Raw genomic sequence first — 21,277 nt, forward strand, 5'->3', positions numbered from 1 at the left:
ATGGGCAATTCACTTCTTACGACAGTAGGGCCGCTGATTTTGTTCTTCGCGATCTTTTATTTTCTTGCCATTCGTCCGCAACAAAAGAGGCAAAAACAAACGCGGGAAATGCAGGCGGCTTTGAAAAAAGGAGATAAGATCGTTACAATCGGAGGTTTTCACGGTACAGTGGACGCGATTGACGAAGACCGCATCGTCATTCGTTCGAACGACGGCAGCAAGCTGACGTTCGATCGTCAAGCGGTAAGAGAAATTACGGAATCAAAAGAAAAAGAGTAAAGAAAAAAAGAGCCCGCGCTCAACGCCGGGCTCTTTATTTTTTCGCGTGTGACGAGGAAAGGTTGACGCCGATCACGCCGCCAAGCGCCGAAACTAAAACATACATGAGGAAGTACAACAATTGCTGAGGAGTGAAGCTCGTTTCAAATCCTAAAAATTGAATGAGGGAAAGCAGGATCGTGTACAGAAAACCTGCGCCGGCCCCAATGAACCATCCCCGTTCGCCAGCTTTCCTTCCCGCCATAATTCCGCCTGCCAACAAAGCCAATAAAGAAATTACGATCGTCGCCGTGGCAAATGATGCTTCGCTTAAGTTTGTAAACTGAAGCAATAGTGATATGACAAAGCTTGCTAAAACAATAACGACGACGACCATGCCGAGTCCAAGAAACATGCCGGTCATTTTTCCGTCTCTCATTTGTCATTCCTCCCGTCTGTTGTCCTAGTACAACTTATTCATCAAGCCGGACATTTAGAATCATTTTGCGTCTTCAAGCGAGGTGGTTTTACACATGAATTCAACATGTTCTCCTTTGTCCGTTCATACGATGTACAAACCATGACAGCGAACGAGAAGGAGACGGAACCGTTGGCTACTATCGTTGCTTTGTCTATTTTCTTGATTTCCTACACGGCGATCATTACCGAAAAAATGAATCGCGCTTTTGCGGCTTGCGTCGGCGGTCTGCTCATGACGCTGACAGGTATCGTCGATGTCGATGACATGTTGTTTCGGTACATCGACTGGGAAACGATCGTATTATTGTTTTCGATGATGGTCATCGTTTCCATCACGAGCGCCAACGGTGTCTTCGAGTTTGCGGCGGTAGTTCTTGCCCAAAAGGTGTTGGGAAAGCCGCTGCCCTTGCTTTTCATGTTTGCTTCTTTGACGGCGCTCGGATCCGCGTTTCTTGATAATGTGACGACGGTGCTTCTTCTCGTCCCGATTGTTTTAACGATTACGGACATCCTCGCCCTCCCGGCAGTTCCTTATTTAACGGCGATCATCGTTTTTTCCAATATTGGCGGGACCGCCACGCTCATCGGCGACCCGCCGAACATTATGATCGGTCAAAAAGTCGAGCACCTCGGGTTCAACGATTTTCTCGTCAACTTGGCTCCTGTCGTCATCCTCATATACGCCATTGTAATTGTTTTGTTTTTATTGATCTACCGCCGTTCGTTAAAAACATCCAAAACGAACCGTTTGCGCCTAATGAACGTTGATCCTGCATCGTATTTGCGCAAAGGCCCCGCTTTAATGCGGTCGGTGACCGTATTGTTGTTGACGATTTGCGGGTTTCTTTTCCATCCGTTTTTTCATGTTGAATTGGTCACCGTGGCCATGGCCGGCGCGTTGTTGCTTGTCTTGCTTACATACGGACGGATGAACTTGGAATCCGTTTTTCGTTCCGTGGAGTGGATGACGCTTTTGTTCTTCGCGGGGTTGTTCATGTTGGTCGGAGGTTTGCAGGAAGCGGGTGTGATCGATGAGATGGCGAAAAGCATTTTATTTTATACGGAAGGAGACATTCAAAAAACCGCTCTTTTTATTTTATGGGGATCGGGACTGATTTCCGGTTTCGTCGACAACATTCCTTTTGTGGCTGCAATGATTCCGGTCATTCTCGAGTTTCGTGATTACGGCATGATGAATGTGGATCCGCTCTGGTGGGCCCTTTCTCTCGGATCATGTCTCGGCGGCAACGCCACGCTCATCGGTGCCTCGGCAAATGTCATCGTCGCCGGATTGGCAAGCAAACATCGGCAACCGCTGCCATTTTTCCAATTTATGAAAACGGGTTTGCTCGTTGTGTTGTTATCGTTAGTCATATCAAGCATTTACTTGTATTTTCGTTATCTGGTCGATTTTCATTGAGCGCATTTCCATATCCTGCGTAACATGAACTCCCTATCGAGCGGTCACACTAAGGTAAGCGGATCGAAGGGAGGTTTTTTTGTGGACGGCATTTGGACCGTTGTCTTGCGCATCGTTTTCTTGTATTTTTTATTGTTGATCGTGTTTCGCGTCATGGGAAAACGTGAGATCGGGCAGCTGAGTATATTGGATTTCGTCATCTTGATCATGATTGGTGAACTCGCCGTTTTTTCCATCGAAGATCCGAAGACGCCCATGTTGCGATCCATCCTCTCGATCGGCGTTCTCGGCGCTTTGCAAGTCGCGCTGTCCTATCTGTCGTTGAAAAACCAAAAAATCCGCCGCTATACGGACGGAACCCCGACAACGATCATCGACAAAGGAAAAATCGACGAGGAAGAAATGCGAAGGCAACGCTACAATTTCAATGATTTGCTCGTACAGTTGAGGGAGAACAAAGTCCGCGACATCTCGGATGTCGAATTCGCGGTGCTTGAGCCGACGGGAAAGCTTTCCGTATATCAATACAAAGATACGAAAACCGACGACGGCTTGCCTTCGCCTGAGCAAGACGTCGACTTGCCGATGCCGCTCATTTTGGACGGAGAAGTGCAGGAGCAAAATCTGCAAAGATTGCGAAAAACGCCTTTATGGCTCCGCCAGCAATTGCGAGATCTAGGCTATAAAGACGTGAAGGCGATTTCGTATTGCTCAATGCAGCGGGACGGATCTTTGTTCATCGACATGAAGGACGAAAAGTGACCGGTCCGTTACGCCTTGAAGAATTTCGTGCCCCATTTGCCGATGAGAGGAAGCTGGGCAACGTCGTCTTTTCGAATGACGCCGAAGAGAACGATGAGCAAAAAGTAAACGATCGTCACGACGAAGATGAGCGTAAGTGTTCTCGGCAGCAATTCGACGCCCGTGAGGGCGTAATGCCGCAAATAATAGGCGGTGAAAGCGGTAATGGCAATGCAAATCAGTCCTTTGGCAAAATCGGCAGCGACGAGTGTGTAGCCGACCGACTTAACGACGGTGACGAAATGAAGAAGGGTAACAAGGATGACGTTTACGACATAACCCATCGCAGCTCCGAAGATTTGAAATTCCGGCTGTGAGGCGAGGACGAAAATGGTTGCCATTTTCACTGTTGATCCGAAAACCGTGTTCATCATGGCTGCCTTTGCGTGATTTAACGCTTGTAATGCCGCCTGCAACGGTTGCTGAAAGAAATAAATAAAGAAAAACGGGGCCATCCAGCGCACATAAACGGCAACGTGGGGCACGTCGTACATGAGTTTCATTAACGGTGCCGCAAATTCATACGTAATGACGACAGCCAGTCCTCCGGTAATCATTGACACTTTCATCGCCTGGTGTAAACGGTAGTGAATCTGGTCATACCTATGATGGGCGGCGGCTTCGCTGATCGTCGGCACAAGCGAAACGGACAATGAATACGTGATAAACGTCGGAAGCGTCAAAAAAGAGAGAGCCAGGCCGGCGATTTCCCCGTACAATTTTGTCGCCATCGCTGCTGACACTCCGGCAATCGCTAGACTTTGCGTAATGATGATCGGTTCGAAAAAATGGCCGACTGACCCGATCAAGCGGCTCCCAGTCGCGGGAAGAGCGATGTTCATTAACTCTTTGAACTCTTTGCGTCCGCCTTTTACATAGGACCAAAACCCTTTGCGGATCGGGATTTTCTTCGAGGTTTTGAACATCGTAAACATATAAAATAACGAACCGATTTCGCCGATGACATTGGCGGAAATCGCGCCGGCAGCCGCATAAGCGACGCCGTAAGGCAACAAAGCCGTAGCCAGGATGGCTGAAAAACATACACGAAGCACTTGTTCGATGATTTGCGAGATCCCGAGCGGACTCATGTGACGCCGCCCTTGAAAGTAGCCGCGAAGTACCGAAGATACGGCGACGACAGGAACGATCGGCGATATGGCGAGCAACGGAATCATCACTCGTTCGTCGACAAACACCGTTTTTGCGAGCATCGGCGCGAACAAGATCATCATGCCGGTGAATAACAGGCTGAGCGTTCCTGTCGTTGACAGAGACACGACGAGAATGCGTTTGATCTTGCGGCGGTCGTTGAGCGCTTCCGCTTCGGAAACGAGTTTCGATATCGCAACCGGAAGTCCGATTTGTGTCAACGTCACCGTAAGCAGCAGCGTCGGGAACGCCATTGTAAAGAGGCCGTATCCTTCTTCGCCGATGATGCGCACGATGACAATTTTATTAATGAAGCCGATGATCTTGACGACGATCCCCGCCAGAATGAGGACGAGGGTTCCTTTCAAAAACGATTGTTTCGTCATGAGAGTGATGCCTCCGTCTGAATGATTGCGCCGTTGAAATGTGAAGCCGGTCCACTTCACGGTCTGTAGCATGTATATGCAAAAATGTGGACAAAGCATGACAAGGAATTGCCGGACTTTAATAGAAATCGAATGACAAACGGCAACAAGTTGTCTTATCATGGTAAAATAAACAAGCGGAGGTGTCGGGATGCCTGAATCAGGAGCTTATGATCATTGGAAAGAAAAGTTGGACCCGATCATCAATTTGAAAGTGGATGAGTTCGTGCTGCTCGGCTATGATGAACCGGATCGGGATGAAATTTGGAAATGCGCGGTCGAACGCGTCCATCGGAAACATGGCAAGGAACCGGTCCGGCTGCACGTGTTCGTGAACGAATTCATGGGATTATCGGTGAACGATTACATGAACCGTTTGCGGAAGGAAAGTTTTTTCGGTCCGGATTGGTTTGAAGGGGACAAGCCATTGAAACTGAGTGAATTTGACGAGGCCGGCCGCTGAAAATATAATGGGAATATGTGAGTTTTTGCGGAAAAAAGGGGTTTTGGCAACATGAAAGGGGAACATACGAATGAAAAATAGAAAAGGGAATCTCGTTGCCTTTTTCGTGATTCTTGTATTGCTTGCGGGTATGATCGGCTATACCGCCAATGGAATCATACATGACATTCGGCTCGGACTTGATTTGCAAGGCGGGTTTGAAGTGCTTTACGAAGTGCAACCGGCAGAAAAAGGTCAAAAAATCGACAACGACGTCTTGCAAAGTACGGTAGCTGCCTTAAGGAAACGGATCGACGTGCTTGGCGTGGCCGAGCCGAACATCGATATTGAGGGACGCAACCATATACGGGTCCAGCTTGCGGGCGTAAAGGACCCGGACAAAGCCCGTGAACTGCTGTCCACGGGCGCCCGTATAAGTTTTCGCAACGAACAAGGGAAAAAAGTATTGGACGGTTCCGACCTCGTGCCAGGGAGCGCGAAGGTAAGCTTTGAAAATGGACAGCCCGTTGTCGAGATGAAGATCAAACATCCCGATAAGTTTCAACGGGTTACGAAAAAGCTTTACGGTAAACGTATGGCGATCTGGATGGATTACCAGGAAGGCGATTCGCTTGAGGAAGCGCTGCAAAAGAAACAAAACAACCCGAATGCCGACACACATTTAATTTCGGCACCTGTCGTGCGAGCCGTCTTGAGCAGCACCGCAGTCATTTCGGGTGATTTCAAACTCGATGAAGCGAAGACGCTGGCGCAATTGCTGAATGCGGGCTCGCTGCCGGTGAAACTAAAAGAAATTTATTCGACTTCTGTCGGCGCCGCTTTCGGAAAGAACGCATTGCACCAAACGGTTGTATCTGGGTTGATCGGCATCTTGCTCATCTTTCTTTTCATGTTGTTGTTTTATCGTTTTCCCGGAATCATTGCGGTTATCACGTTATGCGCTTACATGTATCTCGTACTTCTTGTTTATGATTGGATGAATGCCGTGTTAACTTTATCCGGCATTGCCGCATTCGTTCTCGGCGTCGGCATGGCGGTCGATGCAAACGTCATCACGTATGAGAGAATCAAGGAGGAGATCCGTACCGGCAAATCGATTTTGTCTTCGTTCAAGTCCGGGGTGAGACGGTCATTCGTAACGATTCTTGACGCCAACTTGACGACCATCTTGGCGGGAGCGGTTCTGTTTGCCTTTGGGACAAGCTCGGTGAAAGGTTTTGCGGTCATGTTGATCGTCAGCATCCTCGCCAGTTTTATAACCGCGGTATACGGAACACGGTTGTTGCTCGGTTTTTGGGTGAAGAGCCGTGTGTTAGATAAAAAACCGGGGTATTTCGGCGTAAAGGAGAAGGATATCAGTGAGCTTTAAATATGAAAAAGGCAAATTCGATTTCGTCGAACAACGGAACAAGTTTTTCATCTTTTCGGCCGTGCTCATTGTGATCGGCTTTGCGGTATTGGCCGCTAAAGGTTTGAATCTCGGCATCGATTTCACAAGCGGAACGCGAATCGAAATACGAGCGGATCATCCGATTTCCGTAGATAAGATTGAACAGCAATTTCACGAGATGGGGGTTGACCCGGTCAAAATCGTCCCCGCGGGAAAGAACCACAACATTGGATCGGCCCGTTTCGATAAAGTATTGTCGCAAGACAAAGAATTAGAAATTCAAAAGAAATTTCGGGCTATTTACGGATCCGACATTACTGTAAGCAAAGTATCGCCACAAGTTGGGAGAACGCTGGCAAAGAATGCGATGCTTGCCGTCGCGATCGCCTCGATCGGGATTATTATTTATGTGTGGATTCGCTTTGAAATTCTTCAAGGCCTTGCGGCCATCGTCGCTTTGCTGCACGATTCATTTTTTATCGTCGCGGTTTTCAGTTTGTTGCAACTGCAAGTGAATGTCGAGTTTGTCGCGGCGGTGTTGACGATCGTCGGTTATTCGATTAACGACACGATTGTAACGTTCGACCGGATCCGCGAAAACATGCAGAAGGCGAAACGGGTCAAGGGATATAAGGATTTGGCATACATCGTGAATGCGAGCATTTATCAAACGTTGACACGTTCCATTAATACTGTTTTGACCGTTGTCTTGGCGGCAGTTGCGTTGTTGATTTTCGGGAGCGCGGAAATTCGCAACTTTGCATTCGCATTGATGGTCGGTCTCGTCGCGGGAACGTATTCATCTATCTTTATTGCTTCACAGCTTTGGGTCATTTGGAAATCAAAGGCGATGAAACGGAAACACAAAGCTCAACCAAATGAACAGCATGCTTAATCGATCGCCTGCGGATGGTGCCGCAGGTTTTCGTTTCTCTTCGGCGGACGAAGGGAAAACCGATAGGGAGGAGGAGATGCAATGAAAGGTCAATGGGGACTATTGTTTGCTTTGCTGTTTGCTCTTATCGTAGCCGTGTTTGCAGTCATCAACGTCGATGACGTGACGGTCGATTATTTGTTCGGCACTGCTCGCTGGCCGCTCGTCATCGTCATTCTTGCTTCGGCGTTGTCCGGTGCACTTGTTGTCGGAGGATTTGGCATTTACCGCGTGATTCGACTGCAAATGGAAAATCGCAGGCTGAGAAGACAATATGAACAACTTCTTAACGAACGCGAGACGAGAGTAGAGCCATCATTAACCACCGACACTGGCGAGTCTCATTCGAGCGACGATTCAACAAACTCTTAAAAGGAACCTCTTGGCTGTTTTCCAATGCTTCCAACGGACGAAATCTCTTTTGATCATTCGACAAGTTGAAGGTATAATGGAACGGTCAAGAGGTGATTGTATGTTAAAGCCGAAAACGAAATGGCGGACGGTTTCGGAGATGACGAATGAAGCTGAATCGTTAGCAACGACGCTCGGAATCGCTCCGCTCGTGGCACAATTATTGATCAATCGCAGCATGAACACGATTGAACGCGCCGAACGGTTTCTCAACGTGAACGATCAACCGTTCAATGATCCTTTCCTCATGAAAGGAATGCGCGAAACGGTCGACCGCATTCAACAAGCAATCACGAATCAAGAAAAAATTTTGGTATTTGGCGACTATGATGCCGACGGTGTGACGAGCACCGCCATCTTGATGAGCGTTTTGCGTGAAATCGGGGCAAACGCGGACTACTATGTCCCTAATCGATTTACGGAAGGGTACGGTCCGAACGTGCCTGCTTTACATAATGCGAAAGAGGAGCATCAGACACTAGTCATTACGGTGGACACTGGAATATCAGCGATTGATGAAGCCGAAGCCGCGCGTGAACTCGGCCTCGATTTCATCATCACCGATCATCACCAGCCGCCTACGCGGTTGCCAAACGCGTTCAGCATCGTGAATCCTCATCAAGAGGATTGTTTGTATCCATTCAAAGGGCTTTCAGGTGCCGGAGTTGCGTTTAAGCTTGCACACGCGCTGCTCGGACGCGTCCCTGAGCATCTTCTCGATCTAACCGTGGCGGGAACGATCGCCGATCTCGTTCCCCTTGTCGAAGAGAACCGGCTCATTGCCGTTCGCGGGCTTACCCAGCTTGAACATACCGAGCGCCCCGGATTGAGAGCCCTGTTGGACGTGAGCGGGATCGCAGGAAAGAAACTTACCGCAGAAGACGTCGGATTTACGATCGGTCCTCGTTTGAACGCCGTCGGCAGACTGGATTCCGCGACCCCTGCGGTTCGGCTGTTGTTGACCGATAAGGAGGAAGAAGCGGACGAACTGGCGAACGTGCTCGAGGAAACGAACCGGGCAAGAAAAAGGCTCGTCGATGAAATCGCCGATGAGACAATGGAACAAATCGAACGGGAATTTCCGCCCGAGGATCATTGGTTTCTCTTGGCCGCCAAGGAAGGTTGGAATCCTGGCGTAATCGGTATTGTTGCCTCGCGGCTCGTTGAACGCTACCATCGCCCTGCGATTGTCATGAGCATCGATGAAAAGACAGGTTTGGCAAAAGGGTCGGCGCGAAGTATCGAAGGATTCGACATGTATCGCCATTTGGCGCAATGCAGTGATTGTCTTGATGCATTCGGCGGACATCCGATGGCTGCCGGCATGACCGTAAAAAACGACAGGATCGGCGAATTGCGGCGAAGATTGAATGAATTGGCGCGTGAGGGATTGACCGAGGCAGATTTGGTTCCCACAAAACATGTGGATGTCGTTTGCTCGGTCGATGACGTGTCCCTTTCATTGATCGAGCAAATGTCTCGGCTTGAGCCGTTTGGGACAGACAATCCGCCGCCAACAGTATGGATCGAAAATGCGCGGCTGACGCAAATCAAAAAAGTCGGAAGTGACGCCAACCATTTAAAAGCGGTATTAAGCGGGAGCGAAACATCCGTTGACGCGATCGGATTTCAATGGGGTTCAATCGGTGACGAATTGTCAATAAATGCGAAGACATCGGTCGTCGGACGGCTGCAAGTGAACGAGTGGAACGGGTTCCGCAAACCGCAAATCGTTCTTGAGGACGTTTCTGTCGACCATTGGCAGTTGTTTGATTTTCGCAATGAACGCAATGCGGCCAGTAAATTGGCAATGCTGCCCGAAGAAAAAAGATTGTATGTGGCGTTTCGATCAGATACGCGGGATCAAAAGCGGTTTGAAACGTTAGGAAAACCATTCTTTTGTTTGCAAGAGCAAACCGTGACGGCGGAGCAATTATGCGGACGTTACGTCGTTCTCCTTGACGTACCCCATAATGTCGAAGCGATGAAGAAACTTTTTCAAAACGCTGCTCCTGATCGTATTTATGCTGTGTTTCATCACGATGCGACGAATTTCTTTTCTACGCTGCCGACCCGCGACCATTTTAAATGGTTATACGGGCTGTTGCTTCAGCGAAAAACGTTGAATTTGGGCCATCATGCTGAATCGTTGGCAAAACAAAAAGGATGGTCGATAGAAACGGTATTGTTCATGGCGGAAGTCTTCGAAGAATTGGAATTCGCGACATGGAAAAACGGGATTTTGACCGCCGCTGACCGCCCGCAAAAACGGGAATTGTCAGAATCGCAGCTCGTGAAAGAAAGGAAACGGCAAGCGGAAGTTGAGCACTTATTTTGTTATGCATCATCTTCGTCTTTGAAAAATTGGTTTGAAACGATCTTGGACGAATCGGAAATGCTTGAGGAGGCTGTACAAAAATGAACTACAAAGATTACATCGCAATCGTTGACGGATTTCCGAAACCGGGCGTCAGCTTCAAAGATCTGACTCCGCTCATGCAAAACGGCGAAGTATTTCAAAAAGCGATTGCCGAACTGGTGGAATTCGCCAAAGACAAACGGATTGACATTATTGCGGGGCCGGAAGCGCGCGGATTCATTGTCGGCTGCCCGCTTTCCTATGCGCTCGGCGTTGGGTTCGTTCCGGTCCGTAAGCAAGGCAAGCTTCCTCGGGAAGTGATTCAGACGGATTACGGCTTGGAATACGGAAAAAATGTTCTCACGATGCATAAGGACGCGATTCGTCCAGGGCAACGCGTGTTGGTCGTCGACGACTTGCTGGCAACGGGCGGTACTGCCGGGGCGACGATCAAACTCGTTGAACAGCTCGGAGGAACGGTCGTCGGTTCGGCATTCATGATTGAATTGACGTATTTGCAAGGTCGGAAACAAATCGACGAGTACGAACTGTTTACGTTAATGAAATACGACGAATAAGAAGTGCCCGCACGGGCGCTTTTTTGTTCACGGGTCTCCCGTTTGGCGTCGATTCCAGTCTTCCCGACAATTTTCGCAAATTCCTTTACATCTTTACACAGATTCAACATAATAGAACCAAGCTGTTTTCAGCCGGATTTACCAATACACTACATTCAGGTGATTGTATGGCCATTGAGCATTTGCTCGAAAAAGCGAAAGGTTACTTATCGGAAAATGACCTTTCTTTATTGGATAAAGCCTATCGTTACGCAAAAAAAGCCCATGAAGGACAATACCGGCGTTCGGGAGCACCGTACATTACGCATCCGGTCGAGGTCGCGGGAATCTTGGTTGATCTTGAAATGGATGCAACATCGGTCGCTGCCGGTTTTTTGCATGATGTCGTCGAAGATACAAACGTGACGATCGACGATTTGAGAAACGACTTTAATGAAGAGGTAGCGCTGCTCGTTGACGGCGTGACAAAGCTGCGAAAGTTTGAGTTCAAGTCAAAAGAAGAACAACAGGCGGAAAATCACCGAAAAATGTTTGTCGCAATGGCGCAAGACATTCGCTGTATTTTGATTAAGCTTGCCGACAGGCTTCACAATATGCGCACGTTGAAACATATGCCGAAAGACAAACAAATTCAAAAGGCGAATGAAACGCTGGAAATTTTCGCGCCGTTGGCGCACCGTCTCGGGATTTCCACGATCAAATGGGAACTCGAAGACATTTCACTTCGCTATTTGAATCCGCAGCAATACTACCGCATCGTTAATTTAATGAAAAAAAAGCGCACCGAACGCGAGGAATACATTGACGATGTCATCGAAGAAATCAAAAGCCGTTTACGGGACGTCAACATCAATGCCGAAATTTACGGGCGACCGAAACATTTGTACAGCATATACCGAAAGATGGTCCTGCAAAACAAGCAATTCAACGAAATTTACGATTTGCTTGCCGTGCGGATCATTGTCGACAGCATTAAAGACTGTTATGCGGTACTTGGCATTATTCATACGCGCTGGAAACCAATGCCCGGCCGTTTTAAAGATTATATTGCCATGCCAAAGCAAAATATGTACCAGTCTCTTCATACGACGGTTGTCGGACCGAAAGGCGATCCGCTTGAAGTGCAAATCCGCACGAGGGACATGCACAAAGTAGCGGAATACGGGATCGCCGCGCACTGGGCTTACAAAGAAGGCAAAACCTTGAACGCGAAAATGCCGTTTGAAGAAAAAATGGCCTGGTTCCGGGAAATTCTTGAATGGCAAAACGATACCGACGATGCAAAAGAATTCATGGAAACGTTGAAAGTCGATTTGTTTTCCGACATGGTGTTCGTCTTTTCGCCAAAGGGAGACGTCATCGAGTTGCCGGCAGGCTCGGTTCCGATCGATTTTGCTTACCGCATTCACACCGAAATCGGAAACAAGACGGTTGGCGCGAAAGTAAACGGCAAAATGGTGCCGCTCGACTATAAATTGAAAACGGGCGACATTGTGGAAATCTTGACTTCGAAGCATTCGTACGGCCCGAGCCAAGATTGGTTGAAAATCACGCAAAGTTCACAAGCAAAAAACAAAATCCGTCAATGGTTCAAAAAGCAAAAACGAGAAGAAAACGTAGATAAAGGCAAAGAACTTGTGGAACAGGAATTACGGAATCAGAAATACAATCCGAAGGAAGTTTTGACGCCGGAAAATCTCGAAAACGTTGCGAAAAAGTACAACTTTTCCAATGAGGAAGAAATTTATACTGCCGTCGGTTATAACGGCATTACGGCGAAGCAAGTCGTCACAAGACTGACCGAGAAAATCCGCAAACAGCAAAGCCAGGAAGAAGAAACAAAACGGCTTCTCGAAGCGATGGCCGACGGCTCGAATGCGTCCGTGAGCCGAAAACCGGTTTCCGGGGTGCGCGTGAAAGGGGCGGACAATTTACTCATTCGCTTGTCGAAATGTTGCAATCCGGTTCCAGGGGACGATATTATCGGCTTTATAACGAAAGGGCGCGGTGTATCGATTCATCGGCAAGATTGTCCGAACGTTCGTAACGTGGAACAACCCGAACGGTTGCTTGATGTGGAATGGGAAGGCGGACTTGAATCGAAGAGTTATAACGTGTACATCGAAGTTCACGGATTTGATCGAAGCGGACTGCTTAACGAGGTTTTGCACGCCGTAACGGACACAAAGACCGTCATTAACGGTGTATCTGCCAACGCCGACCGCAACAAGATGGCGACGATTCACATGACGATCGCGATTAACAACGTGAATCATTTGCAGCGAGTGGTCGAGAAGATCAAGCAAATTCCCGATATTTATACCGTGCGGCGTGTCACGCAATAACAGGAGGGAGTGTCTGGATGAGAGTCGTATTGCAACGGTCGAAAGCCGCCGCGGTTGAAGTCGCCGGCAAAACGATAGGTGAAATTGATCACGGGCTTGTGCTGCTTGTTGGTATTAAACAGAATGACGGAGTCGATGAAATTCAATATGTCGCCGATAAAATAGCAAACTTAAGAATTTTTGAAGATGAAGAAGGGAAAATGAACCGCTCTTTGCTTGACGTCGGCGGCGCTGTCTTATCGGTATCTCAATTTACGTTATACGGCGATACGAAGAAAGGGCGGCGCCCGAGTTTCGTCGATGCGGCGCGCCCGGCAGTGGCTGAAAAGCTGTACGATTTGTTTAACGATACCTTGCGGCAAAAAGGCTTGCAGGTCGAAACCGGTCAGTTCGGGGCGATGATGGACGTTCGGCTCACGAATGATGGACCGGTCACGTTGATTGTGGAAAAATAACCGAACGATCAAGGGCTGCTGACGAAGAAGCGGTCTTTTTTTGAATGTCCCCGCCCGAAGGGCGGGGACATTCATCGCTTCATTCCTGTTGAAAATACGTTTCCAACCCCTCGGTTATCGCCGTTGTTACTTTATTTCTATAGACAGTTGTTCGGACGACACCTTCCTCACCGTCATTTGTCAAAAAGCCAAGTTCCAGCAAGGTGGCTGGCTGTCGGTTTTCGCGCAAGACATGGTAATTGGCAAATCGCACTCCGCGGTCGCGAAGACGGGTTTCCTTGACGAGCATTTTTTGAATGGCTTCAGCCAGCGGCTTGTCCTTTTCTTTTGTATAATAATAACTGGCGATGCCGTGCGCGCTCGTGTACAAAGACGCGTTGAAATGAATGCTGATGAAAGCGTCGGCACCGGATCGTTCGGCGGTATTCACGCGGTTTGCTAAGGAGACGTATGTATCTCCGCTTCGCGTCAAAATCACGTGCGCGCCTGCTTTTCTCAACTTCCGGCTCAATGAAAACGCGGTTTTCCATGTTAAATCCTTCTCAAGCGTATGGAACCGATTTCCGATTGCCCCCGTATCGAAGCCTCCGTGTCCCGGATCAATCACGATCGTCTTTCCATGAAGGGCGTCCCGGTCGATGACTTCCTCTGGGGTATCGGCTTGCGTCACGATCCATCCGGCAACGTAAGCGTGGCTGCCGTCTTTTAAGCGGATTTCATACCATCCCCGTTTTTCATCAAGAACTTCGTACGTTTCGCCGCGTGAACCGACAGCCAAAATGGTTTGATGCAAACCGGGTCCCGCTCTTAAATGCGTTCCGTCATACAAGAGTTCAATCGCATTCGGTTTATTTTCAGAACGATCGCGCCTCGAACGGGTGATTGTTGTCGTTTTCACGGTATATTGTCCGGCAATCCAGCCTTCGCGGCCGTCAGCCAGTGTGATTTTCAACCAGCCGTAACGCTCGTCATGAACATGAAACACGTGACCGTTCGTCACTTTTGCGAGGATCGGTGAGTGAATGTCGGGGGCTTTTCTGACGTTCAATACTTGTACCGCAACTGTCGCTTTTCGGACGGTATCCGCATTTGCGGTCCATCCGTCGGCGGCAAGGACCGCGTAGAAACATAGAACGGCCAACGGCGTCAGCAGGATGTGTTTTCGTTTCATATTCCGCCTCCTTTTTCTGCTTGTTTTCTCTAAATTCTCACTCAAACGGAAAATTCCTGCGTGACTTTTGATTCATCTGTTCGACGTGTTCGTCAATTTCTTGACAAACGGCTTATGCGTCAGTAATATATAAGACAATCATTTATTGTTGAACCGAGGACGGAGACGAGTACCAGACCCCACGCTGCCAGAGAGAAAGTGCCGACGGCTGCAAGCACTTTTCGGCGATGATCTGCGAATGACACTCCCGAGGTTTCTCTCCGAACGATACAACTCAGTAGGAGAAGGACGTGCGGCAAGCGTTAATTGCTTCAAGAGGGAGCCGGCAGGCTCCAATCAGGGTGGTACCACGGGCAACAACTCTCGTCCCTTACGGGGCGGGAGTTTTTTATTTTTACATACGGAGGTCGAAGACAGTGAAAGTGAACATTCCGAGAGGGACTTACGACGTTATACCCGGCAACGTGGAGAAATGGCAGTACATGGAGGAGAAGGCGCATGACTTGGCGCGCCGCTACCATTACGAAGAAATCCGCACGCCGATGTTTGAGCATACGGAATTGTTTCAGCGAGGCGTAGGCGAGTCGACTGATATCGTGCAAAAAGAAATGTATACGTTCAAAGACCGCTCGGACCGCAGCTTGACGTTGCGTCCAGAAGGGACGGCTTCCGTCGTGCGGGCGTTCATCGAAAACAAACTTTACGGAGAACCGCAGCAACCGGTGAAATTGTATTACCTTGGGCCGATGTTTCGCTATGAACGGCCGCAAAAAGGAAGAATGCGACAATTTTCGCAATTTGGCATTGAAGCTTTCGGGAGTGTCGACCCGGCGCTCGATGCGGAAGTCATCGCAATGGCAGACAGCTATTGCAAAGAACTTGGGCTGAAAGAAGTGAAGCCGGTGATCAACAGCCTCGGCGATATGGAAAGTAGAGAGGCGCACCGGACAGCATTGGTAGAGCACTTTCAAGCTCGGATTCATGAGTTTTGCTCGGATTGTCAGCGCCGCCTGAACCAAAATCCGCTTCGCATTCTTGATTGCAAGGTAGACAGCGGGCATGAACTCATGAAAAGCGCTCCGTCGATTCTCGAGTATTTAAATGAAGAATCTCGAGCCTTTTTCGAGCAAGTCAAGCAGCATTTAGATGGGATGGACATCGACTATGTGATCGACCGAAACCTCGTTCGCGGGCTTGATTATTACAATCATACAGCGTTCGAGATGATCAGTTTTTCCGAGAAGCTTGGCGCCATCAAGGCGGTCGGCGGCGGCGGCCGATACAACGGTCTCGTCGAAGAAGTCGGCGGTCCGGAAACGCCGGGGATCGGGTTCGGGCTCGGATTGGACCGATTGCTTTTAGCGATGGACGCAGAAGGTCAAGCGTTGCCGGTCGATAAATCGATTGACTGTTATTTTGTGGCGATCGGAGAAAAAGCGAGTGAACACATTCCTGCGTTGTTGTACCGCCTTCGGCAAGCCGGACTTTCGGCCGATAAAGATTACATGGACAAAAAAGTGAAGGCGCAGTTTAAAAACGCCGATCGGTTGAATGCCAAATTTGTTGCCGTGCTAGGTGAAGATGAGCTCGCGAAAGGCGAAATCAATATAAAAAATTTAGCCACGGGCGATCAGGAAACAACTTCGCTTGATACGCTTGTTTCTTATTTAAAGGAAAAATTGTAACGATTGATCTATAAAATTGGAGGGATTCCATTGGCAGAGAGAACGCATGGATGCGGAACTTTGAGAAGCGAGCATCGCGGAAAACAAGTTACGTTAAAAGGATGGGTGCAAAGAAGACGCGACCTTGGCGGATTGATTTTCATCGATTTGCGCGACCGATCGGGGATCGTTCAAGTCGTATTCAATCCGGAAGGATCCGAAGAAGCGTTGAAAGTGGCAGAAACCGTACGCAGTGAATTCGTGGTTGAAGTCGACGGGAAAGTTGTTGCCCGTGAAGCGAATGCGGTCAATGCCAAGTTGGCGACCGGCGAAATTGAAGTGAAAGCGGATCGTATTGAAATCATCAACGCGTCGAAAACACCGCCGTTTCCGATCAGCGACGATACGGAAGCAGCAGAAGAAGTTCGCTTGAAATACCGTTATCTCGATTTGCGTCGGCCGGTCATGCAAAAGACGTTGAAAATGCGTCATCAAATCACGAAAATCATTCGCGAGTTCTTGGATGACGAAGATTTTATCGAAATCGAAACGCCGATGATGACGAAAAGCACGCCGGAAGGCGCGCGGGATTATTTAATTCCGAGCCGTGTTCATGCCGGCGAATTTTACGCATTGCCGCAATCACCGCAAATCTTTAAGCAACTGCTTATGGTTTCTGGGATCGAAAAGTATTACCAAATCGTCCGCTGTTTCCGGGACGAGGATTTGCGCGCCGACCGACAGCCGGAGTTTACGCAAGTCGATATCGAAACGTCGTTCATGGAGCGCAGCCAGTTTCTCAAAATCATCGAGCGCATGATGAAGCGCATCGTTGCTGAAATCAAAGGGATCGAGATGACGGAAGCGTTTCCGAAAATGACGTATGAAGAGGCGATGAGCCGGTACGGTTCCGACAAGCCGGACACGCGGTTCGGCATGGAGCTCGTAGACTTGTCGGAAACAGTGGAGAACAGCGGTTTCAAAGTGTTCAGCGGAGCCGTTGAAAACGGGGGACAAGTGAAGGCGATTAACGTCAAAGGTGCGGCGGAAGATTATTCACGGAAAGACATCGATCAGCTGGCCGAATATGCCGGCCGTTATGGAGCGAAAGGGCTGGCGTGGTTGAAAGCGGAAGCCGGCGGCGTGAAAGGGCCGATCGCAAAGTTTTTTGAAGAACAAGAAGTGCAAGCAATGATGAAACAGCTCGATGCGGAACCGGGAGATTTGCTGTTGTTCGTCGCCGACAAACGGAAAGTCGTCGCCGAAAGTCTCGGCGCGCTCCGGTTGAAGCTTGGCAAGGAACGCGGACTGATCGATGAATCGAAACTAAACTTTCTTTGGGTGACCGAGTTTCCGCTGTTTGAATACGACGAGGATCAAAACCGATACGTGGCCCAGCATCATCCGTTTACGATGCCAATCGAAGAAGATGTGCCGCTTCTTGAAGATGATCCGTCGAAAGTGCGGGCACAGGCGGACGACCTCGTGTTGAACGGTCTCGAATTGAGCAGCGGGTCACAAAGGATTCATCAAAGGGACGTCCAAGAAAAAATGTTTCAGGCGCTCGGCTTTAGCAAAGAAGAAGCGCAGAAGCGGTTCGGCTTCTTGCTCGATGCTTTCGAATACGGCGTTCCGCCGCACGGCGGGATCGCGCTTGGGTTTGACCGTCTCGTGTTGATTCTTGCGGGGCAAAAAACGTTGCGTGACGTGGTTGCGTTTCCGAAGACGGCAAACGCCAGCGACTTGATGGTGGATGCACCGTCGGAAGTGAGTGAAGAACAGTTGGAAGAGCTTCATTTACGGGTGAATCTTGATGAATCTTAACGAATGCTGCCGGTTTTTCGACGACCGGCAGGTCTTTCGAACCATTTTGTAAGCGCTTTAAGGTGCCGCTTGAAATCGCAGGATTGCTATGCTAAAATTCAATTACAAGTTAAGAGTCCTGAAGTGTTCGTTCGCTACCGAACGTTTTTACCGAACATTGAAAGTAAGGGAGCTCGGATCGGTTTTCATCCGGAGTGCATGCCTCTAGAATGTGGACGCACAAAAGATGAAACAGGGCACCCACCTGCCGGGAGCGGGTTAAAAACTAAGGCAAAAACGGCACAGTTGGGACTCTTACCGGAATAAAAACGCTGAAGGCATTTGCCTTCAGCGTTTTTATTTGGCCACTCTTTCCAAATTGCCGTTCTTGTCCATTTTAAAAGCAGGTTTGCTCTCGTCATCGCCGAAAACGACCATTTTGCGGGCGCGGTCCATGATTTGGATCAAAGATTGGTAATCTTCTTTCACCGTTTCATATTCTCGCTTCGTTTTCGCCAGTTGCTTTTTCAAATCTTCGTTTTCGCGGACGAGCTGGTCTTTTTCCCTTTCCAATCGTTGTTTCGTAGTTGCCATCGTGTGTGAATGGGTTTGCTCCTCATTCAATTGAGTCAAATAAGCGATAACGTCGTTCAAGGTAAGCGATTCGGCATCTGCGGTGTCTGCTGCCGCGGGCTCGGGTTTCGCTCGCCCGGGTGTTTCTGCTCGTTTTTCCACTCGCGGGGACGACTTTTTCCTCGAAAGCATCCTTTTTCTTTCTTTTCGTTGTTTCTTTGCGATTTCCATGGCTTGTTTATATTGATCGCGAACGATCGCGTTCCATCGAAATCCGCAGGCAGCGGAAGTCCGGTTCAACTTGTCGCCGACTTCTTCGAAAGCTTGCAATTGCGTGCTGCCTTCGCGCACATGCCGCAGCACCGTGTCGGCGAGCAACAGGTCGTCTTCTTTCGACCAGGCGTCTTGTCTCACTTTTGCCATCATGATCTCTCCTTAACTATGAATTTACAAGTTAGCTATTTGAATCATTACCATAAACAAGCTCGTTTATACGTAGACACCGTTCGATTCTTTTTTAAAAAAAAGAATCACAAATGCTATAAAACGCGGGTCGATTCTGTCGAGCGCTACCCGTGAGAGGTTCATTTTCTCAAAAAAAGCAAAAAACGAGAGGTTTAGTTCCTCTCGTTTTGCATGCGCTCAAGAAAGTAGTCGAGCCGTTTACCGACGGTTTTCTCATAACCGATGGCCGTTGGTTTATAAAATTGCTTCCCTTGCAAGCTGTCAGGCAAATATTGTTGCGGGACAAAGCCGTTTTCATAATCATGCGGATATTTGTAGCCTTTTCCGTGTCCGAGTTGATCCGCGCCTTTGTAATGCGCGTCGCGCAAATGGACGGGGACTTGACCGCTTTTTTCATTTTTGACCGTGTTGAGCGCTTGATCGATTCCCTTAATGACGGCATTAGATTTCGGTGCGGTCGCGATGTATAAAGCAGCTTCGGCTAGCGGGATGCGCGCTTCAGGAAACCCGATGAAATCGACCGCATAGGCAGCGGCTTGGGCAACGAGCAATGCATTCGGGTCGGCAAGTCCGACATCCTCTGCCGCGTGCACATAAATTCGTCTGGCAATAAACCGCGGGTCCTCGCCGGCATAAATCATTTTGGCCAGCCAATACAATGTTGCGTCCGGGTCGGAACCGCGCATGCTTTTTATAAAAGCCGAAATCGTGTCGTAATGGTTGTCGCCTTTTTTATCATATTGCAAGACCCGCTGCTGGATCGATTCTTCGGCGACTTCGAGCGTAATTCGGATCACATCGTCCTCATTCGGTTTTGTCGTTAATACGGCCAGCTCTAAAGCATTCAATGCCGTGCGTGCATCACCGTCCGCTACATCAACAAGATGCTGCAACGCATCCTCGTCAAATGCAATTTTTAAGTGACCGAATCCGCGGTCTTCATCGTCAATCGCTTGCAACAAAATGTTCCGCACGTGCTCATTCGATAGATGCTCAAATCGAAACAACCGCGATCGGCTCAACAATGCCGGGTTAATCTCAAACATTGGACTTTCCGTCGTCGCACCGATTAAAATGATCGTACCATCTTCTACGAAGGGCAGCAGCGCATCTTGTTGTCCTTTGTTGAACCGATGAATTTCATCGATGAACAGCACCGTTTTCTGCTCGTACATGTTTAAGCGGTCGCGCGCTTCTTTCGTGATGGTTCGGATATCCGAAACGCCGGAAGTGACGGCATTCAATTGTTGAAAATGCGCGGAAGTCGTATTCGCAATAATCTGCGCCAGCGTCGTTTTACCGGTGCCGGGCGGACCGTAAAAGATCATCGCTGAAAGCTGGTCAGCTTCGATGGAACGTCTTAACAGACGCCCTTTTCCGACAATATGATCTTGTCCTGTAAATTCATCAATCGTTCTCGGACGCATCCGGCTTGCGAGTGGTCCTTTTTCTTCTCTCGCTTGATCGAACAACTCCATCCATAATCGTTCCTTTCCGAAGCGCTTAAATGAAATCTCGTTGATTTGAAGGTACTACACCTGCCGTGTTTCGGGCAAGCAATCGGTTATGATATAATGACAACGGAAAAAGGGGCGGATTGTACGGACAGGGGGATATTGCATTGAAGATTTCGACGAAAGGCCGCTATGGACTGACAATTATGATGGAACTCGCGAGTCGTTACGGGGACGGGCCAACGTCCTTGAAAAGCATCGCGAAAGAACACGGGTTATCGGAACATTATTTGGAACAACTGATCGCACCATTGCGGAATGCAGGGTACGTGAAAAGCGTTCGAGGCGCATACGGCGGCTATATTTTGAACAAAGATGCGAAGCAAATTACCGCCGGCGACATAATTCGCGTGCTTGAAGGTCCGATCACGCTTGTAGAGGTAATGGATGACGAGGAGCCTGCGAAAAGAGATCTTTGGATACGCATTCGTGATGCGGTAAAGAATGTTCTAGACGGCACGACATTGCAAGATCTCGTCGATTACGAAGATGAGGGCGATCAGGCGCCTTACATGTTTTACATTTGATTTACGGCGATAAGAACACCGTCGGGCGCTGTCTCCAGGTCGTTTTTATCGGCTTGTGCCGTTAAGACAACGGGAAACAGAGAGCATGT

The 21,277-nt window shown here is 48.9% G+C and carries 17 protein-coding genes, 1 other RNA gene, 1 pseudogene and 1 other annotated feature; of the genes and pseudogenes, 14 read left to right on the forward strand and 5 right to left on the reverse strand.

Annotated elements, in window-relative coordinates; genetic code table 11:
• Positions 1-279: a preprotein translocase subunit YajC gene (gene yajC / locus VFK44_08120; protein ID HET7628341.1), complete on the forward strand. Its 279-nt coding sequence runs from the start codon at positions 1-3 to the stop codon at positions 277-279.
• 34 nt (positions 280-313) lie between these two features.
• Here yajC and VFK44_08125 read toward each other — a convergent pair whose 3' ends face one another.
• Positions 314-697, reverse strand: a complete 384-nt coding sequence (locus tag VFK44_08125; GenBank protein ID HET7628342.1) for a TIGR04086 family membrane protein — start codon at positions 695-697, stop codon at positions 314-316.
• A gap of 171 nt (positions 698-868) precedes the next feature.
• Here VFK44_08125 and VFK44_08130 point away from each other — a divergent pair, with 171 nt between their 5' ends.
• Positions 869-2,158 (forward strand): ArsB/NhaD family transporter, encoded by a 1,290-nt coding sequence (locus VFK44_08130; GenBank protein ID HET7628343.1) that lies wholly within the window; start codon positions 869-871, stop codon positions 2,156-2,158.
• An 81-nt stretch (positions 2,159-2,239) separates the two neighbouring features.
• Positions 2,240-2,920: a DUF421 domain-containing protein gene (locus tag VFK44_08135; protein HET7628344.1), complete on the forward strand. Its 681-nt coding sequence runs from the start codon at positions 2,240-2,242 to the stop codon at positions 2,918-2,920.
• Positions 2,921-2,928: 8 nt separating this feature from the next.
• On the opposite strand, the gene spoVB is transcribed toward VFK44_08135, so the two are convergent.
• Complete coding sequence (gene spoVB, locus VFK44_08140; protein ID HET7628345.1) at positions 2,929-4,497, reverse strand: stage V sporulation protein B; 1,569 nt, start codon at positions 4,495-4,497, stop codon at positions 2,929-2,931.
• A gap of 190 nt (positions 4,498-4,687) precedes the next feature.
• Between spoVB and VFK44_08145 the strand changes: the two genes are divergently transcribed.
• The 7 genes and pseudogenes from VFK44_08145 to dtd all read left to right on the forward strand — a co-directional run bounded on the left by VFK44_08145 (position 4,688) and on the right by dtd (position 13,471).
• The gene (locus VFK44_08145) at positions 4,688-4,999 is read left to right on the forward strand and encodes a post-transcriptional regulator (GenBank protein HET7628346.1); all 312 of its coding nucleotides are present in this window, start codon (positions 4,688-4,690) and stop codon (positions 4,997-4,999) included.
• Between the two features lie 70 nt (positions 5,000-5,069).
• Positions 5,070-7,284, forward strand: a pseudogene (secD, locus tag VFK44_08150) (protein translocase subunit SecD).
• An 81-nt stretch (positions 7,285-7,365) separates the two neighbouring features.
• A complete protein-coding gene (locus VFK44_08155) occupies positions 7,366-7,695 on the forward strand; it encodes a lipopolysaccharide assembly protein LapA domain-containing protein (protein HET7628347.1) in 330 nt (109 codons plus the stop codon).
• A gap of 100 nt (positions 7,696-7,795) precedes the next feature.
• Positions 7,796-10,156: a single-stranded-DNA-specific exonuclease RecJ gene (gene recJ, locus VFK44_08160; GenBank protein HET7628348.1), complete on the forward strand. Its 2,361-nt coding sequence runs from the start codon at positions 7,796-7,798 to the stop codon at positions 10,154-10,156.
• Entirely contained in the window at positions 10,153-10,671 is a 519-nt protein-coding gene (locus VFK44_08165) for an adenine phosphoribosyltransferase (GenBank protein HET7628349.1), read from the forward strand. Before recJ ends, VFK44_08165 begins: the two co-directional genes overlap by 4 nt.
• A 167-nt stretch (positions 10,672-10,838) precedes the next feature.
• Positions 10,839-13,016 (forward strand): bifunctional (p)ppGpp synthetase/guanosine-3',5'-bis(diphosphate) 3'-pyrophosphohydrolase, encoded by a 2,178-nt coding sequence (locus tag VFK44_08170; GenBank protein ID HET7628350.1) that lies wholly within the window; start codon positions 10,839-10,841, stop codon positions 13,014-13,016.
• A gap of 17 nt (positions 13,017-13,033) precedes the next feature.
• A complete protein-coding gene (dtd, locus tag VFK44_08175; GenBank protein ID HET7628351.1) occupies positions 13,034-13,471 on the forward strand; it encodes a D-aminoacyl-tRNA deacylase in 438 nt (145 codons plus the stop codon).
• Between the two features lie 79 nt (positions 13,472-13,550).
• On the opposite strand, the gene VFK44_08180 is transcribed toward dtd, so the two are convergent.
• Positions 13,551-14,642 carry an N-acetylmuramoyl-L-alanine amidase gene (locus VFK44_08180; GenBank protein HET7628352.1) on the reverse strand — a complete coding sequence of 364 codons (1,092 nt, stop codon included), beginning with the start codon at positions 14,640-14,642 and terminating at the stop codon, positions 13,551-13,553.
• 147 nt (positions 14,643-14,789) lie between these two features.
• Positions 14,790-15,016, forward strand: a binding site (T-box leader).
• Positions 15,017-15,058: 42 nt separating this feature from the next.
• Here VFK44_08180 and hisS point away from each other — a divergent pair.
• The 3 genes from hisS to ssrS all read left to right on the forward strand — a co-directional run bounded on the left by hisS (position 15,059) and on the right by ssrS (position 18,426).
• Entirely contained in the window at positions 15,059-16,327 is a 1,269-nt protein-coding gene (gene hisS / locus VFK44_08185) for a histidine--tRNA ligase (protein ID HET7628353.1), read from the forward strand.
• A 30-nt stretch (positions 16,328-16,357) separates the two neighbouring features.
• Complete coding sequence (gene aspS / locus VFK44_08190; GenBank protein ID HET7628354.1) at positions 16,358-18,130, forward strand: aspartate--tRNA ligase; 1,773 nt, start codon at positions 16,358-16,360, stop codon at positions 18,128-18,130.
• Between the two features lie 112 nt (positions 18,131-18,242).
• Positions 18,243-18,426, forward strand: a non-coding RNA gene (gene ssrS, locus VFK44_08195) — 6S RNA.
• Positions 18,427-18,466: 40 nt separating this feature from the next.
• On the opposite strand, the gene VFK44_08200 is transcribed toward ssrS, so the two are convergent.
• Together VFK44_08200 and VFK44_08205 are read right to left on the reverse strand one after the other, a co-directional pair.
• The gene (locus VFK44_08200) at positions 18,467-19,105 is read right to left on the reverse strand and encodes an RsfA family transcriptional regulator (GenBank protein ID HET7628355.1); all 639 of its coding nucleotides are present in this window, start codon (positions 19,103-19,105) and stop codon (positions 18,467-18,469) included.
• Positions 19,106-19,299: 194 nt separating this feature from the next.
• Positions 19,300-20,625, reverse strand: coding sequence for an AAA family ATPase (locus VFK44_08205; GenBank protein HET7628356.1), 1,326 nt, complete (start codon positions 20,623-20,625; stop codon positions 19,300-19,302).
• Between the two features lie 143 nt (positions 20,626-20,768).
• Here VFK44_08205 and VFK44_08210 point away from each other — a divergent pair, with 143 nt between their 5' ends.
• A complete protein-coding gene (locus VFK44_08210; GenBank protein ID HET7628357.1) occupies positions 20,769-21,188 on the forward strand; it encodes an Rrf2 family transcriptional regulator in 420 nt (139 codons plus the stop codon).
• Positions 21,189-21,277 lie beyond the last annotated feature (89 nt).

This window comes from Bacillales bacterium, from assembly GCA_035700025.1.
Lineage (GTDB): Bacteria > Bacillota > Bacilli > Bacillales > DASSOY01 > DASSOY01.